A 16,246-nucleotide genomic window follows, 5' to 3' on the forward strand; every position below is an offset into this window, starting at 1 on the left:
CACGCGGTCACTGTCGGTAGAGCAGGGCACGCACCTCGGACTCCGCGGAGCCGAGGCGGTCGGGGTCGATGGTCTCGCCGTGGTCGTAGGCGTCGAGCAGACGCGGGTCGATGTAGCTCTGTCGGCACACCGTCGGGGTGTTGCCGAGTTCCTCGCTCGCGGCCTTCACTGCGTGCGAGACCGCCTTCTTGCGCTTCGCCTGCGTCGACTCCGGTCCGGTCTTCGCCAGGTCGACCGCGGCGGCGACCGTGCCGTGCAGGGTCCGGAAGTCCTTCGCGGTGAACTCGTCCCCCGCGCGTTCCTTGACGTAGGCGTTGATGTCCTCGGCGGACAGCGGCTCCCACTCGGCACCGCGGCGCTCACGGAAGGACAGCAGCCGCGCGTTCGGTCCGCGGCGCTTCATGCCGGCGATGACCCGGGCGAGGTCGGCGTCGTGGATCGACGAGGACCACTCCTGCCCGCTCTTGCCGGGGAAGTCGAGCTCGATGTCGTCGCCGGAGACGTGGGCGTGCGCACACAGCAGCGTCGAGAGCCCGCGGCTGCCGTGTTCCGTCGCGTAGCGCTCCGAGCCGACCCGCAGCGACCCCTGGTCGAGCATGCGGAACGCAGCGGCCAGCGCGCGCTGCCGGTCGGGCTCGGGACGCCGCAGGTCCATCGTGACCCCACGACGCGCGACCGGCAGGGACTCGGCGAGGGCCAGGGCCCGGTCGTACTTGATGCGGTCCATGCGCTCGCGCCAGGACGGGTGGTACATGTACTGGCGCCGCCCCGCACCGTCGATCCCGGTGGCGAGGATGTGCCCGTTCTCGTACGGCGAGATCCACACGTCGTCCCACGCCGGCGGGATCACCAGGGCGTCGAGTCGCTCGCGCACGTCCTTGTCGGTCACGGTGCTGCCCGACGGGTCGCGGTACGAGAACCCGCGCCCGCTGCGGAGGCGGTGGTAGCCACGACCGTTGGTCGTGGAGCGGCGGAGACGTGTCACGTCCCTCAGCAAACTCCGACACGCCTGTGACGCACCACGGATCGGCGTGCACCGACGCGCCGGGGACGACCCGGGCCTCCCGTCCGTCGCCCGCGGACGACGAAGCGGGGCCGGGCCCGAAGGCCCGACCCCGCTCGCGCAAGGAACCGGAGTTACTTGATGATCTTCTCGACCGTACCGGCGCCGACCGTACGACCACCCTCACGGATGGCGAAGCGGAGGCCCTCCTCCATGGCGATCGGCTGGATCAGCTCGACCGTCATGGCGACGGTGTCACCGGGCATGACCATCTCGGTGCCCTCGGGCAGCGTGATGACGCCGGTGACGTCCGTGGTGCGGAAGTAGAACTGCGGGCGGTAGTTCGCGTAGAACGGGTTGTGACGCCCACCCTCGTCCTTGGTCAGGATGTACGCGTTCGCCTGGAACTCGGTGTGCGGCGTGACCGAACCCGGCTTCACGACGACCTGGCCGCGCTCCACGTCCTCGCGCTTGAGGCCACGGATGAGCAGACCGGTGTTGTCACCGGCGACCGCCTGGTCGAGCAGCTTGCGGAACATCTCGATGCCCGTGACGGTGGTCTTCTGCGTCGCGCGGATGCCGACGATCTCGACCTCCTCGTTCAGGTTGAGCGTGCCACGCTCGACGCGACCGGTGACGACCGTGCCACGACCGGTGATCGTGAAGACGTCCTCGATCGGCATCAGGAACGGCTGGTCGGTGGCGCGCACCGGGTCCGGCACGTTCTCGTCGACCTGGGCCATGAGGTCCTGGACCGACTTGACCCACTTCTCGTCGCCCTCGAGCGCCTTGAGCGCCGAGACCTGCACGACGGGGGCGTCCTCGTCGAACTGCTGCGAGCCGAGGAGCTCGCGGACCTCGAGCTCGACGAGCTCCAGGATCTCCTCGTCGTCCACCATGTCGGACTTGTTCAGCGCGACGACGATGTAGGGGACGCCGACCTGGCGGGCGAGCAGGACGTGCTCACGCGTCTGGGGCATCGGGCCGTCGGTGGCGGCGACCACGAGGATCGCGCCGTCCATCTGCGCCGCACCCGTGATCATGTTCTTCACGTAGTCGGCGTGACCGGGGGCGTCGACGTGCGCGTAGTGACGCTTCTCGGTCTGGTACTCCACGTGGGAGATGTTGATCGTGATGCCGCGCTGGCGCTCCTCGGGAGCGTTGTCGATCTGCGCGAAGTCACGGGCCTCGTTGAGGTCCGGGTACTGGTCGTGCAGAACCTTGGTGATCGCCGCCGTGAGCGTGGTCTTGCCGTGGTCGACGTGACCGATGGTTCCGATGTTGACGTGCGGCTTGGTGCGCTCGAACTTGGCCTTGGCCACTGTGGGTCCTCCTCAGGACTCGGAAAGCGTCACCTCCGGCCGGCCCTGGATGGGCTCGGACGTCGGTGCGCGGTGTTGTGTCGTTACTTTACTTGGTGGCGAGGGGCCCGTCGCCGGGCACCCCCGCCTGTGGAGAAGCGCTGAGCGCTACTCCCCCGCGTTCTTCGCGATGATCTCCTCGGCGACCTTGGCCGGGACCTGGCTGTAGGTCTCGAAGGTCATCGAGTAGACCGCACGACCAGAGGTCTTCGACCGCAGGTCGCCGACGTAGCCGAACATCTCGGACAGCGGCACGCTCGCGCGGACCACCTTGACGCCCGAGGCGTCCTCCATCGAGGCGATCTGGCCACGACGGGAGTTCAGGTCACCGATGACGTCGCCCATGTACTCCTCCGGAGTACGGACCTCGACGGCCATGATCGGCTCGAGGATCGCCGGACCGGCCTTGCGGGCCGCTTCCTTGTAGGCGATCGAACCGGCGATCTTGAACGCCATCTCGGACGAGTCGACGTCGTGCGCCGCGCCGTCCTTGAGGATGGCCTTCACGCCGACCGTCGGGTAGCCCGCGAGGATGCCGACCTGCATGGCGTCCTGGATACCGGCGTCGACCGACGGGATGTACTCACGCGGCACGCGACCACCGGTGACGGCGTTCTCGAATTCGTAGACCTTCTCGGCCGTGACTTCCATCGGCTCGAGGGCGATCTGCACCTTCGCGAACTGGCCGGAACCACCGGTCTGCTTCTTGTGCGTGTAGTCGTAGCGCTCGACGACCTTGGTGAGCGTCTCGCGGTAGGCCACCTGCGGCTTGCCGACGCTCGCCTCGACCTTGAACTCGCGCTTCATGCGGTCGACGAGGATGTCGAGGTGGAGCTCGCCCATGCCCTTGATCGTCGTCTGACCGGTCTCGGCGTTGAGCTCGACGCGGAACGTCGGGTCCTCTTCGGCGAGCTTCTGGATGGCCGTGGAGAGCTTCTCCTGGTCGGCCTTCGTGTTCGGCTCGATGGCGACCTCGATGACCGGCTCCGGGAACGTCATCGACTCGAGGACGACCTGGTTGGTCGGGTCGCACAGGGTGTCACCGGTGGTGGTGTCCTTGAGGCCGATGACCGCGTAGATGTGGCCCGCGGTCACGTTGTCGACCGGGTTCTCCTTGTTGGAGTGCATCTGGAAGATCTTCCCGATGCGCTCCTTCTTGCCCTTGGTCGAGTTGATGACCTGGGCACCGGACTCGATCGAGCCGGAGTACACGCGGACGTAGGTCAGACGACCGAAGAAGGGGTGCACCGCGACCTTGAACGCGAGGGCCGAGAACGGCTCCGACGCGTCGGGCTTGCGGATGATCTCCTTCTCCTCGTCCTTGACGTCGTGGCCGATCATCGGCGGCACGTCGAGCGGGGACGGGAGGTAGTCGATGACGGCGTCGAGCATCGGCTGGACACCGCGGTTCTTGAAGGCCGAGCCACAGAGGACGGGGTAGACCTCGGAAGCGATCGTGAGCTTGCGGATCGCGCTCTTGATCTCGTCCTTGGTGAGCTCCTCGCCGCCGAAGTACTTCTCGAGCAGGGCGTCGTCGGTCTCGGCGACGCGCTCGATCAGCTTGGCGCGGTACTCGTCCGCACGGTCCTTGAGGTCCGCGGGGATCTCCTGGACCTCGTACTGGGCGCCCATGGTGACGTCACCCTTGGCATCGCCCGGCCAGACCTTGGCGTGCATCTCGATGAGGTCGACGATCCCGACGAAGTCGTTCTCGGCGCCGATCGGGAGCTGGAGCACGAGGGGCTCCGCGCCGAGGCGGTTGATGATGGTGTCGACGGTGAAGTAGAAGTCGGCGCCCAGCTTGTCCATCTTGTTGACGAAGCAGATGCGCGGGACGTCGTACTTGTCCGCCTGACGCCACACGGTCTCGGACTGGGGCTCGACGCCCTCCTTGCCGTCGAAGACGGCGACCGCACCGTCGAGGACGCGGAGCGAGCGCTCCACCTCGACCGTGAAGTCCACGTGACCGGGGGTGTCGATGATGTTGATCTGGTTGTTGTCCCAGAAGCAGGTCGTCGCGGCCGACGTGATCGTGATGCCGCGCTCCTGCTCCTGCGCCATCCAGTCCATCGTGGCAGCGCCGTCGTGGACCTCACCGATCTTGTGCGTGATGCCCGTGTAGAACAGGATGCGCTCGGTCGTCGTGGTCTTGCCGGCATCGATGTGCGCCATGATGCCGATGTTGCGGACCTTGTTCAGGTCGGTGAGCACGTCCTGTGCCACAGGGTTCCTCCGGAAGAGTTGTAGGAGAGGTTGGCGGCCGTCCGGGCGCCGACGGTGGTGACCACCGGCGCCCGGACGGTGCCGGGACTACCAGCGGTAGTGGGCGAAGGCCTTGTTCGACTCGGCCATCTTGTGCGTGTCCTCGCGGCGCTTGACCGCGGCACCGAGACCGTTCGACGCGTCGAGGATCTCGTTCATGAGACGCTCGGTCATCGTCTTCTCGCGACGGGCCTTGGCGTACGAGGTCAGCCAGCGGAGCGCGAGGGTGTTCGCGCGGTGCGGCTTGACCTCGACCGGGACCTGGTAGGTCGAGCCACCGACGCGGCGGCTGCGGACCTCGAGGGTCGGACGGACGTTGTCGAGCGCCTTCTTGAGCGTGGCGACGGCGTCCTGCTGGTTCTTGGCGGTGACGCCTTCGAGTGCACCGTAGACGATGCGCTCGGCGAGGCCCTTCTTGCCGTCCAGCAGGATCTTGTTGACCAGCTGGCTGACGATGGGGGCGCCGTAGACCGGGTCGGCGACGACGGGACGCTTGGGAGCGGGACCCTTGCGAGGCATCTAACTCAACCCTTCTTCGCGCCGTAGCGGCTGCGAGCCTGCTTACGGTTCTTGACTGCCTGGGTGTCCAGGGCGCCACGGATGATCTTGTAACGGACACCCGGGAGGTCCTTCACACGACCGCCGCGGACGAGCACCATCGAGTGCTCCTGGAGGTTGTGGCCCTCACCGGGGATGTAGGCCGTGACCTCGGTGCCGTTCGAGAGCTTGACACGAGCGACCTTGCGCAGTGCCGAGTTCGGCTTCTTGGGGGTGGTGGTGTAGACGCGGGTGCACACGCCACGCTGCTGGGGGTTCGCCTTCAGGGCGGGCGCCTTGGTCTTGGTGACCTTCGGCGCGCGACCCTTGCGAACCAGCTGCTGGATGGTAGGCAACTGTTCTCCTGGTTCTTCGCTCGTGCTCTCTGGCCGGCGCGATCCGCCGGCTTCCTCGTCCCATGCTGATCACCGCCTGACGGCGGAGAACGGTGGGGGACGGAGTGGTCCGACCGGGCGATGTGGCCCGCCGGACTTTTCGGGCGCGCCCGAGGGCGCACACCCAGTAGAGACTACCCGCGGGGCGGGGTGAAATCAATCCGGGGCAGGAGCGGTCGCGCCGTCGGTCGCTGCGCCCGGTCGCCGGGGCGCGGGACTCACGAACCGGTGTCGGAGGACCCGTTGCCGACGGCGGACCGGAACGTCGCGCCGTCGTCGCCGAAGCCGGTGACGTAGCCGCTCGCGTTCACGTTGAGCGGGCCGGCCGATGCCGTCCCGGTCCCGCCGGCGCCCGCGATGTCAGCCGTGAACGTCGCGCGGCCGAAGGTCGTCGTGGTGACCAGCCAGCCGTTCGACGTCCAGCGGCTGACGTCGACGACCGGTCGCGAGACGAGGGTCCACTTCTGGTTGGTGTAGGTGTAGGCGGGGTCCTGGCCGTAGGCGTAGAAGCTGCACCCGGGGGGTGCGGCCTCCTTCGAGGCGATGCAGCCGTCGACCCAGGCGTCGACCGCCCGCTCCGCAGCCCGGACGCCGGCGTCCGTGAGCGACGCCTGCATCCGCACCGGTGTCGAGACGTCGTCGCCGAACCCGCGCACCGTCGTCTCGCCGCCGTCCGCGGTCGTCCACTTCCCGCCGGCGTAGGACACCGCGTACGTGCCGGGCAGCGCCCGCAGGCTCAACGTGCCGTCCTTCGCCGTCCGCGCCGTGCTGCCGTCGACGCGCACCGCGGCGGGGGTGGGGCCGTCGACGTCCACGACGACGGAGCCGAGTTCCGGCGCCTGCAGCTCCCACACCGGGAAGACCCCCCAGTCCGTCCCGGTCTGCTCGAGCGTGAAGGTGGCTGCCACGTCCTGGCCGCCCTGCCGCAGGTACGCCCGGACCGTCGCGGTGTCCCCCTCGGTGCTGGTGGCCGCGATGCGGTAGCCGGTCACCTTGTTCCGAGCCTTCGCGTAGGCGGCCGGGCGCAGCAGGACGTCGGACTCCTCGGGGTCGATCCCTGCGGCGTCCAGTGCCGCGTCGACACGTCCTGCCGTCAGGTCGTCGAGGAACGCGCGCACCGGGCGGTCGGCCGCGTGCGTGGCCGTCCCGATCGAGAACCCGACCACACCGGCGACGAGCAGGAGCACGACGGCCGTCGCCCCGGCGACGATCCCGATCACCTGCCGGCGGCGGAGACGGCGTGCGGGGCGTGCGGCCACCGCGGTGGTGCCGGACGCGTCGTGGGTGCCGCGGATCGAGGCCACCGGTGGGACGGCGCCCCAGCCGTCCTGCTGCTCCTGCTGGTCGGTCATCGTTCCCCCGTTGCGAGTGCGTCGTGCCCCGGAAGACTACCGCCCGGCCTGGTCGTCGCCCGCGATCGTCGTCCCCCGCTGCCCGCCCGCGTCGGCGGCGGCACGGGCCGCTCGTGCCTGCTGCTTCGCCGTCGCCGTCCCGCCCACGACGGACAGCAGCGCGACCACGACCGACCCGACCACGAACGGCCCGAGGGCGTAGCCGGCAGGGAAGACCACGAGCTCGGTCGCGTCGCCACGGAGCAGCGCGTAACCGACGGACCCGACCCCGAGCATGACGAGGTAGACGGTGGCGGCCGCGACGAGACCGGTCACGCCGGGGTTGCCGTCCCGCGCGCCGACGGCGGTCGCGAGGAACACCACGAGCGCACCGCCGACCACCATCGCCGGGCCGAGGTACGGGGTGGCGTCCGGCTGGGAGATGATCTCGACGTCGGCGAGCAGGGCCTCGAAGCCCGTGACGGCGACCACGAGCGCGATGAAGAGGACGGACGTCATCGTCGCGATCAACCACCGGGACATGGGCTGATCGTATCGCCGTCCGACGGGTCAGCGGGCGGTGTCGGTCCGGGCGGCGCGCTGAGCGGCTTCGTCGGACCGGCCGGCCTGCTCCTGCGCCGCGGCGACGAGCGCGAGGGCGATCGTCGCGGTGATGATCGGGACGGTCTCCGTCATCGGCGCCGGAGCGGTCGCGGGGACGGGACCGGGACCGGAGTCGGCCTGGAGGCCCGGGGCCGCGTCCGCCACGGACGCCGCGTCGGACTCGTGGTCGCGCACCGCGGGGCCCATCACCGGCAGGACGCCCGTGGTCGCCGGGGGCTCCGTGTGCAGGACCGGGGCTCCCCCGCCGGCGTCGCCAGCCCCGTCGCGCCGGACGCCGTCGGTCGGCTCGGCTCGACGGGCGGCCCGACGGGCCCGGCCCATCCGGACGAGGACGACCACGGCGACGACCGCCCAGATGCCGTTCACGATCGTCGAGGGGATCGCGTGGTGCGCGGCGACGTTCACCGCGACCGCGAGGCCGCCGACCAGGTTGAAGAGTTGGTAGACGGGGCCGTTCGGCAGCTTCCCCGTCGAGAAGAGGATGTAACCAGCGAGGACGGTTACGGCTCCGAACCAGCCGAGGAACTCCACGATTCCGACCAACACGCGCGACTCCGGGCACGACGGGAACGGCCGATCCGAGCCGACCGTTCGAGAGGGGACGAGCAGCCGCGATCGCGGGCTCGGGAGCATCGTACGCACAACGACGACTGTCGCGGAAGTGGGGTCGGCGTGCCGCGCCCGGCCCCACTTCACGGGGGTGGGCTCAGCCCTTCGCGGCGGCGCCCGAGTCCGTGGTCAGGACGTAGACGTAGCCGCCGAAGGTCCAGGTCTGCCCAGCAGACGCATCTGCCTCTGCCCCTTCCGTCGCCGCTCCGCTCGACTCCGCCGAGGAGATCTCGTTGATCAAGAACAGCCGCTCGCCCGACTGGGTACCGGCGACGAACTGCCGGGCCTGGTCGAACGTCCCGTCCACGGAGACCGTGACGGGGATCAAGGACATGTTCGACGAGTTGATCACCGGGTTCGTGAACGTCGTCGGCGGGGCCGGCGTGGTCGGCGTCGCACTCGCAGAGGCTTCCGAGGACGGAGCCGCCGAGGCGGTCGCCGACGGACTCGCCGACGGCGCGGCGGCGGCGCTGCCCGTTGCGGACGACCCGACCTCAGCGGCCGGGGGCGTGTACGGCAGGGCGTCGTCGGTCGTGATCGACGACACCGTCACCCCCGTCGCACCGGCGACGTCGTAGAGCTCCCCGTAGAAACGCGACATGCTCGCCGTCGCCGGAACGGAGGCCTGGAGCTTCTCGAGCTCGTCACGCATCGCCGGGAGCTTCTCGGCCTGCTTGCGCAACCGGGCCAGTTCGGCCCTGCTCGATGCGTTCGTCCGGTCGACGTCGACCTGCTGGGCGCGGCTCGAGGCGGCCTGGGCCAGCTGGGGCTGGACGCCGACGAAGAAGCCCGCGAGGACGACCGCGGCCATCGCCACGACGGCGAACACCATGGAGAGGCGGTTCTTGCTCACTGGGAGTCCTGGCCCTTCGTGTACGTGCGGTCGTAGGCCTTCTCGTTGACGTGGATGGTCATGTTGACCGTGTAGGACCCGCTGCTCGGATCGAGCGTCACCGAGTTCGCGGTCGCGTCGACGAAGCCGGGGAGCCCCTTCACGGAGTCGAGCCACTCCGGCAGGGAGGGCAGGGTCGGGGTCGCCACGTCGAGGGTCAGGGTGGCGATGCGTGATCCCTGCAGCGGGGCGTCCGCTTGGGCGTACGACTCGATCGGCGATGCAGAGTCCACGTTGAGGCCCGTGATGGACACACCACCGGGCAGGGAGGACTCCACCTTCGCGAGGTAGTCACCCCAACCGATCTGGGTGGAACCGCCGACGGCCTGCGCCGATTCGAGCAGCGACGTCGACGACTCCGTCGTCCGCACGTCCGAGTACTGCTGCTGCTGCTGCAGGATCGACAGCGACTGTTCCTGTGAACGGGCCAGCTCGGTCTTCGCCTGTGCGGCGAGCATCGCAGTCACGCCGACGCCCGCACCCGCGACGAGGACGAGGATCACGACGCCGAGCCAGAGCCGACGGGTCACCGCGCGCTCGCGTCGGTGCACGAGCACCTCGGGGGGCAGCAGGTCGACACTCGGGAACCCGCCGATGGTCAGGGGCTGACCCGAGCCGCGCTGCCGCTTCTGGCGGTCCTGCGGCGCCACGGTGACCGCGTCGACGCTCGCCGCCTTCCCGGCCTTGCGGGAACGAGGCTGCCGCCCCGTCCCGATCGTCGCCTGGCTCATGCTGCTTTCCCTCCGACCGCGAGGCCCCAGGCGACGGCGATGGCGCTGCCGTTCGCGTCCAGGGACTCGGTGGTGATCGATCGCGCCGTGCGGGCGCCCTCGAAGGGCGCCGCGTTCCGTACCGGCAGACGGGTGTACTCGGCCAACGAGTCGGAGAACCCGGGGAGCGCGGCTCCACCGCCGATGAGTCGCACGTCCCCGACCGGCTCCGACGGTCGGGTGTTGGCGAAGTAGTTGATGGTGTTCCGGAGACTCGACAGGAGCTCCTGCGCCGACTCGCGCACCGAGGCGATCGCCATCGCGTCGTCGGGGGTGCGCGCGGACAGCTCGCGCATGCCGAAGTGCCGCTTGACGGCTTCTGCTTCGTCCTCCGAGATCGACATCCGACCGGCGAGGGTCCTCGTGATGTCGTCGCCACCCGTCGGGACGATGCGGACGAACTTCGGCACTCCGTCGGTGACGACGACGACGGTCGTGGTGTTGGCGCCGCACTCGACGATGGCCGTCGTGCCACGGTGGTTGCGCGGCGTCACCACGCGCGACAACGCGAACGGGATCAGGTCGACCGCGACCGGGTTCAGGTCGGCGGCCTGTGCGGCACGCACGTTCGCCAGGACGGCGTCCTTGACCGCGGCCACGAGGAGGCCGGAGACGACCGGGCCGTTCTCACCGTCGCTCTCGCCGGTGGGGTAGAAGTCGAGGATGGCGTCGCCGACGGGTACCGGGAGCATGTCCTGCACCTGGAAGGGCAGCGACTCGCGGATCTGCGCGATCGGCGCCTTCGGCACGGTGAGGTCACGCGACAGGACCCGTTGGTTGCCCATCCCGAGGACCACGTCGCGGGTGCGGAACCGACCGATCGACCACAGCTGCTTGAGCGCCGCAGCGACGGTGTTCGGTTCGAGTACCTCGCCCTGCCGGGTGGAACCGGCCGGCACCGGTACTTCGGCGAACCGCACGATGGTGGGTTCGGCGCGGTCGGGGTCCTGGACCTCGACCGCTCGGATCGCGGAGGCTCCGATGTCGATGCCCACGATGTTCTTCGCCATGGCTGCTTCCTGGTTCGTTCGGGTCGGTAAGGGAGACGTCGATGGGGCGCGCGGCAGCGGGTCAGAGGCCGAGCAGGTGGAGGTAGGCGTCCCAGATCGGCGTGCCCAGGACGATCCCGGTCCAGGCGCCGACGAGCATCCAGGGCCCGAACGGGATCCCGGTGCGACGACCGGTCCGTCGGACTGCGAGAAGGACGATCGCGAAGATACCGCCGAGCAGGAAGGCGCTGAAAGAACCCACTGCGAGGGGTCCCCATCCGAGGTACGCGAGCACGAGCCCCAGGACGCCGGCGAGCTTCACGTCACCGAGTCCCATCCCGCCCGGTACCGCGATCGCCAACACCAGGTAGGCGGAACCGAGCACGCCACACCCGACGAGTCCGCGCACGAAGGCCCCCCAGTCACCGGACACCACCGTCGCGGCGAGCAGGAGTGCGCCGAGGACGACGTACGACGGGTACACGATGCGGTTCGGGAGGGTGTGCGTGTCGAGGTCGATCAGGGCGAGCGCGACACTGACGGCCATCAGGTAGAGCAGCGCCGCGGCCAGCACGACCTCCTGCACCGTTCCGCCCACCGAGCCACTCCGCGTGGCGACGAGGACGCCGACGAGGGCGAAGAGGACGCATGTGGCAGCCTCGACGAGCGGGTAGCGCACCGAGATCCGCGTCGCGCAGTCACGGCACCGTCCGCGGAGCACGACCCAGGAGAGCACCGGGACGTTGTCCCGATGTCGGATGTGGTGTCCGCAACCAGGACAGGCGCTCGGCGGGCTGACCACGCTCATCCCTGCGGGGACGCGGTGCACGACGACGTTGAGGAACGAACCGATCAGCAGGCCGAGCAGCCCGCTCATCCCCGCGACGAACGTCACAGCGCAGCCCCGGAGGCGTCGTACGCCGTCTTCGACTCGACCTGCGTCGCGACCGTGTAGGTGGTGATCGTCGGCTGCGGGAACTTCGGAGGCGTGTAGGTCCGCAGGCTGCTGTCGTACTGGTAGTCCTTCGAGTAACCGGTCCCACTCGCGAGGCCCACGGCTCCGCGCCAGTTCTGCGCGATCGACCCGTTGACCGTGAGCTGGCCACGGCCGGCCGTCGAGCCCTTCGTCCAGTTCTGCACGACGAAGGTACCGGCGTTCGAGAGGATGGAGGCGTCGATCCGGCGGTCGTCACCAGCGGTGGGCGCAGCCGGGACACCAGAGACGGTGAACGGGTTCCAGACCCACACGGCCTCCTGGCCGATGAGTCCGAGGACCGTGGACGCCGTGCGGTTCGCCGGGTAGGTGATGTCCCCCGTCACGTACAAGTAGTTCTCCGCCGCGATCGTGACCGCCTTGTCGACGACGCCCTGCACGAACACGTCTCCTCGATCGCAGCCGTAGGGGTTCGAGACGTTGGCACCGCCCCCAGCGGTCGGCGTGATCTCGGAGTTGTTCTTCTGCATCGTCGAACTGCCGGCCGTCGACACGTACGGGAATCCCACGCCGTTGGCGACCTGGTTCGTGACCGGGCTCGCGGCTACGTCGCAGGCGTTCTGCTTGTTCTTGAAGGCCGACGCGTCCCAGTAGTTCGGGTCCTGGGTGCTCCCGGACCGCTGCGCCGGTTCGTTCTGCACGTAGACGATGTTGTTCGTCGGGATCGGCACGGTGGCGCCTGCACCCTGCAGCGCCGCGACGGTACCGCACTTCGCCGAGTTGCCGTTGCTGCCCGACACGATGACGGCACCGGCCGAGGCGGTCTGCCCCTGCACCTGGGTGGCGATGGTCATCGGGGACTGCACCGTCATGGTGCCGTTGCCGTTGAAGGTGATCTTCGTCGGACCGGTGTAGAGGCAGCCGACACCTTCGACCGTCTCGGTCGTGGACGGCAGATCGGTCCGGGCGTAGTCCCGGAGGTTGCCGATGGTGGCCGGCGGCGTCAGGGTCGACGTCGTCGTGGGTGTCTGCGCGAAGGTGGCCTTCTTGCTCGTGGAGCAACCGCTCGTCGTGTAGCTGTAGACGCTCTGCACGGTGCTGTCGAACGTCGAACCGCAGATCATCAGCCGGTCGTTCGACCGGACGGGACCCTGCAGCCGGTCGTTCGGACCGAACTGGATCTGCGCGCACGTCGTGCTGGTCGCGAGCGGCTGGTACGCCGAGGAGCACAGCGCGGAGCTCCGGTTCGAGTAGGTCTCGTTGGTGACGCTCGGTTTCCCGGACTCGTAGTTCGTGTAGTACAGGTAGTTCGAGAAACCGTCCGGGCGGATGTTCGCGATGAAGGTGCGGGACGTGGTGCCCGACTTCCCGGTCACCTGCAGGCGGATGAGCCCCTGCGAGCCGAGCTTCGAGTTGTCGACGGCGTACCGGTAGGCGGCGTCGGAACGCTTGCCGTCAGCGCCGGGCACCCACACCCACGTCGAGTCCCCGCCGCGCTCGTAGGCGAAGGCAGGGTTGCTGCCCGTTCCGGACGGGAACGTGCTGCCGGTCGACCGGCTGAAGGGTGCCGACGCCTGCCCGTACAGGCCGTAGGAGTTGTCGGCGTTCAACCGCGCCTGGTAGTCCGCGATCCCGGCCTGTGCGGCCGCAGCAGCGCGGAGCCAGGCGGTGTCCTTCGCCGTCACCCGTGCGCCGCTCGTCGAGGTGGCGACCATCGTCGCGACGAGCAGCATCACCACCATCGCGATGCCGAGCACCGCGGGCAGCGCGAAGCCGTCTTCACCGCCGCGCAGACGGTCGGACCGGACGAGACGACGCATCAGCTTCCTCCGAGGGCGACGTTGACGAGGGAGACGGTGTTGGTCAGTACGACGGCGTTCGGATCGTTCTCGCCGGTACCAGTGGTCACGGTCACCGTGACGGCGGCGATCTTCGGCAGGTCCGCAGCCGACACCGGAGCCGACGGCGTCCCGAGGACACCACTGCTCGCGGCCGAGTAGGTGAAGGTGGTCTTGCTCGGCACGATCCCCGTTGCGAGGACACGCGTCGTCGTCGGGGTCGCCGACAGCGTCGCGGAGGCACTGGTGGCGAAGGTGGAGTCCGGCATCTTCGCTGTCCAGCCCGATCCGCTCCAGGTGGTCTCGGTCAGGGTGCGCGCGACGGGGTCGATGGTGAGCTGCACCTGCTGCGTCCTCGAGTCGGACGAGGTGGTGTCCACGAACGTGAAGAAGCGCACGCTCGACGCGCTCGCGTACTGGAAGGCGTTCTGCGGATCCGTCCCGGTCGGCACGGGGTTCTGCGTCGCGGACTGCAGCATCCGGGTCGACTCGTTCATGGCGTTGGCGGCGAGCCGCGTGTTCGACCCGATGTTCTTCGCCTGCACGGCGGTGCGCTGCGCCGAGACGAAGAACGACGCAGCGACGGCCAGGACGATGAGTCCCATCGACATCGCGACGATCAGCTCGGCGAGCGTCACCCCGGCCTCATCGCGTCGCGCCCGGTCGAGCAGGTCGGCGACTCGGCGCATCACGGCGCCACCGGGACGACGCGGGGATCCAGGGTCACCACGTTCTTCGAGGCGCTCACCGTGACGTTGTCGGCACCCGGGGTGGCCGAGATCGTCGCGACGGCCGTGCTGGCGTTGGTCGTCGACGTGCCCTCTTGCAGCGTCCACGTCCCGTACGGGAGTGCGATGTTCGTGACCGACTTCGCGGACAGACCGGCGAAGGTGTAGCGCACGGACGGGGAGCACCCCGGGTCGCCGTTCGCCACGGCGCTCGTGTTCTTGACCGTTGCCGTCAGGACGGTGTTCGAGCCCTTCAGCTGCACACCGACCACGCCCATCGCGATCTGTGCCGTCGAGCTCTCGCCTGGCATACCGCCGATGGCGGGGCCGAGGATGTCTGGGTCGGTCACCAGCTTGTCCGCGGTCGGCCACGTCGTCGGATCGACGTTCCGGCAGGTCGTCGAGAAGGCGCCGCCGAGTGCGTTCCAGCCGTCGGTGTACGGGAACACCGAAACGGTCGATGACGTCGCCGCCTGGATGGTGTCGCCGTGCCGGACGACACCGGTGAACCCGGTCGGCAGCGTCGCCGTCGTGTTCGCGTTCGTCGCGTACGTCATCGTGATGGACGCAGGCAGGTCGTAGGCAAAGCTCTTGCTCGCGACCGATCCGGCACGCGGGGTCACGACGTCGGACGTCTTGCCGTCCGGGGTGATGTTGCCGCTCTTGTTGATCGTGACGGTGTAGGACCCCGGGGTGACGTTGAGCACGTAGGTGCAGCCGTCGCTGTCCGTCACCGGGGGCTGCGCGGTGAGCGCCGCTGCTCCTGTCCCGGACACCGGGGTGACCTGGACGGAGACTCCGGGGTTCGGACCACCGTTCGCGGTCTGCACGCCGACGACGATCGTCGAGGAGTCGTTGGTCGACACGGAGGACGGTGGGGCGACCAACGTGTCGAGGCCGACGCTCCGAGGCGTCGCCGTCGGGCTGCTCCGCCAGCTCACCGAGACGTTGACCCGCTTGTACGACAGCTGACCGGAACCGGCGCCGCAGGTGTTGTCCGTCCCCGAGGAGGTGATCCAGCTGGTCTTGCGGGTCACGGTGTAGTCCCGCTTGCCGACCGTCTTCGTGGTGGTGCCTCCGGACACGGAGAACACGTCAGCGTTGCTGCGCACTGCGGTGATGTCAGCGGCAGCGAGGTTGAGCGCGGTCTCACGGGAGCGGTTGTCCTGTGTGAGCGCGAGAGTGCCGACGATCCCGGTCGCGACGCCGGCGGCGATGAGCGCGAACACCACCATCGCGACCATCACCTCGATGATCGTGAAACCGCTCTCGTCGTCGGAGGCGCGCACGCTCTTGGCGATGGTGCGCATGCTTGCCTCCACAGACGGTCGAATTCGGGATGATGCTGACGAGGGCGGGGCACGACGCGAGCCGTTCCCCGCCCTCCGGAGCCTTAATCAGGCGCAGGCGCCCTCGACGACCTGCGAGGTGTTCGAGATGCTGTAGGCCTTGTTCGTCTTCGTGTTCTTGCCGTTGACGCACCACGTGGTCGCACCGGTAGCGGGAGTGGCCTTGTAAGCAAGTCCGTTGTCCGAGCTGACCGAGTAGCCGTAGTCACCCAGCGTGGCCTGGTCCAGTGCCGGCGGGAGGGTGCCCTTGTCGGTCTGGTAGGCGACGATCGCGGTCTTGACGTTCGACAGGTCGGACTGCACCGAGGAGTTGCGGGCGTTGTTCTGGACGTTCAGGTACACCGGGATCGCGATGGCCGCGAGGATGCCGATGATGATGACGACGACCAGGAGCTCGATGAGGGTGAAGCCCTTCTCCTCTTCGGCCAGGAGACCCTTGCGGCGAGCTTCGAGCTTGCCCATGAGAGCGAAGTACATGATTGTTTCCATTCTGCGGGGAATGAGGGGAATGTGAATTCGGGGCTTGCTCTGCCGCCGCACATCAGCGTATTCGGGCTGATTTGGCGGGCCAATCCCGAGAACGGGGGCCATCGAGGGCAGAGAAGACCCCCAGTGCGGGGGCGA

At 68.8% G+C, this 16,246-nt stretch carries 16 protein-coding genes; all 16 read right to left on the reverse strand.

The genetic code is table 11. The features are described from left to right. Positions 1–7: 7 nt before the first annotated feature. The gene (locus tag BIU97_RS09020) at positions 8–985 is read right to left on the reverse strand and encodes a DNA topoisomerase IB (protein ID WP_071259761.1); all 978 of its coding nucleotides are present in this window, start codon (positions 983–985) and stop codon (positions 8–10) included. A gap of 152 nt (positions 986–1,137) precedes the next feature. Then, complete coding sequence (tuf, locus tag BIU97_RS09025) at positions 1,138–2,325, reverse strand: elongation factor Tu (RefSeq protein ID WP_071259759.1); 1,188 nt, start codon at positions 2,323–2,325, stop codon at positions 1,138–1,140. Positions 2,326–2,472: 147 nt separating this feature from the next. Further along, positions 2,473–4,587: an elongation factor G gene (gene fusA / locus BIU97_RS09030; protein WP_071259754.1), complete on the reverse strand. Its 2,115-nt coding sequence runs from the start codon at positions 4,585–4,587 to the stop codon at positions 2,473–2,475. Between the two features lie 87 nt (positions 4,588–4,674). Then, the gene (gene rpsG, locus BIU97_RS09035; RefSeq protein ID WP_071259751.1) at positions 4,675–5,145 is read right to left on the reverse strand and encodes a 30S ribosomal protein S7; all 471 of its coding nucleotides are present in this window, start codon (positions 5,143–5,145) and stop codon (positions 4,675–4,677) included. 5 nt (positions 5,146–5,150) lie between these two features. Next, entirely contained in the window at positions 5,151–5,519 is a 369-nt protein-coding gene (gene rpsL, locus BIU97_RS09040; protein WP_071259748.1) for a 30S ribosomal protein S12, read from the reverse strand. Positions 5,520–5,776: 257 nt separating this feature from the next. Then, the gene (locus tag BIU97_RS09045) at positions 5,777–6,910 is read right to left on the reverse strand and encodes a hypothetical protein (RefSeq protein WP_071259735.1); all 1,134 of its coding nucleotides are present in this window, start codon (positions 6,908–6,910) and stop codon (positions 5,777–5,779) included. 36 nt (positions 6,911–6,946) lie between these two features. Beyond that, positions 6,947–7,432 (reverse strand): DUF6121 family protein, encoded by a 486-nt coding sequence (locus BIU97_RS09050; protein WP_071259732.1) that lies wholly within the window; start codon positions 7,430–7,432, stop codon positions 6,947–6,949. Positions 7,433–7,459: 27 nt separating this feature from the next. Further along, positions 7,460–8,059 carry a CBU_0592 family membrane protein gene (locus BIU97_RS09055; protein ID WP_139195979.1) on the reverse strand — a complete coding sequence of 200 codons (600 nt, stop codon included), beginning with the start codon at positions 8,057–8,059 and terminating at the stop codon, positions 7,460–7,462. Positions 8,060–8,219: 160 nt separating this feature from the next. Then, positions 8,220–8,975, reverse strand: coding sequence for a hypothetical protein (locus tag BIU97_RS09060; protein ID WP_071259725.1), 756 nt, complete (start codon positions 8,973–8,975; stop codon positions 8,220–8,222). Continuing rightward, the gene (locus BIU97_RS09065; protein WP_083404760.1) at positions 8,972–9,745 is read right to left on the reverse strand and encodes a hypothetical protein; all 774 of its coding nucleotides are present in this window, start codon (positions 9,743–9,745) and stop codon (positions 8,972–8,974) included. Before BIU97_RS09065 ends, BIU97_RS09060 begins: the two co-directional genes overlap by 4 nt. Continuing rightward, a complete protein-coding gene (gene pilM, locus BIU97_RS09070) occupies positions 9,742–10,794 on the reverse strand; it encodes a type IV pilus assembly protein PilM (protein ID WP_071259722.1) in 1,053 nt (350 codons plus the stop codon). The genes BIU97_RS09065 and pilM overlap by 4 nt, the downstream gene beginning before the upstream one ends. 61 nt (positions 10,795–10,855) lie before the next feature. Then, on the reverse strand, positions 10,856–11,650 hold the full coding sequence (locus BIU97_RS09075; protein ID WP_071260376.1) for a prepilin peptidase: 795 nt from the start codon (positions 11,648–11,650) through the stop codon (positions 10,856–10,858). Positions 11,651–11,664: 14 nt separating this feature from the next. Next, on the reverse strand, positions 11,665–13,527 hold the full coding sequence (locus BIU97_RS09080; protein WP_071259719.1) for a hypothetical protein: 1,863 nt from the start codon (positions 13,525–13,527) through the stop codon (positions 11,665–11,667). After that, positions 13,527–14,234, reverse strand: coding sequence for a PilW family protein (locus BIU97_RS09085; protein ID WP_071297487.1), 708 nt, complete (start codon positions 14,232–14,234; stop codon positions 13,527–13,529). The genes BIU97_RS09080 and BIU97_RS09085 overlap by 1 nt, the downstream gene beginning before the upstream one ends. Continuing rightward, positions 14,234–15,583, reverse strand: a complete 1,350-nt coding sequence (locus BIU97_RS09090) for a type IV pilus modification PilV family protein (protein WP_071259712.1) — start codon at positions 15,581–15,583, stop codon at positions 14,234–14,236. Before BIU97_RS09090 ends, BIU97_RS09085 begins: the two co-directional genes overlap by 1 nt. Positions 15,584–15,670: 87 nt before the next feature. Continuing rightward, positions 15,671–16,099, reverse strand: coding sequence for a type II secretion system protein (locus BIU97_RS18465; protein WP_071259708.1), 429 nt, complete (start codon positions 16,097–16,099; stop codon positions 15,671–15,673). Positions 16,100–16,246: the final 147 nt, after the last annotated feature.

It is taken from the genome of Curtobacterium sp. MCBA15_009 (assembly GCF_001864895.1).
Taxonomy (GTDB): Bacteria; Actinomycetota; Actinomycetes; order Actinomycetales; family Microbacteriaceae; genus Curtobacterium.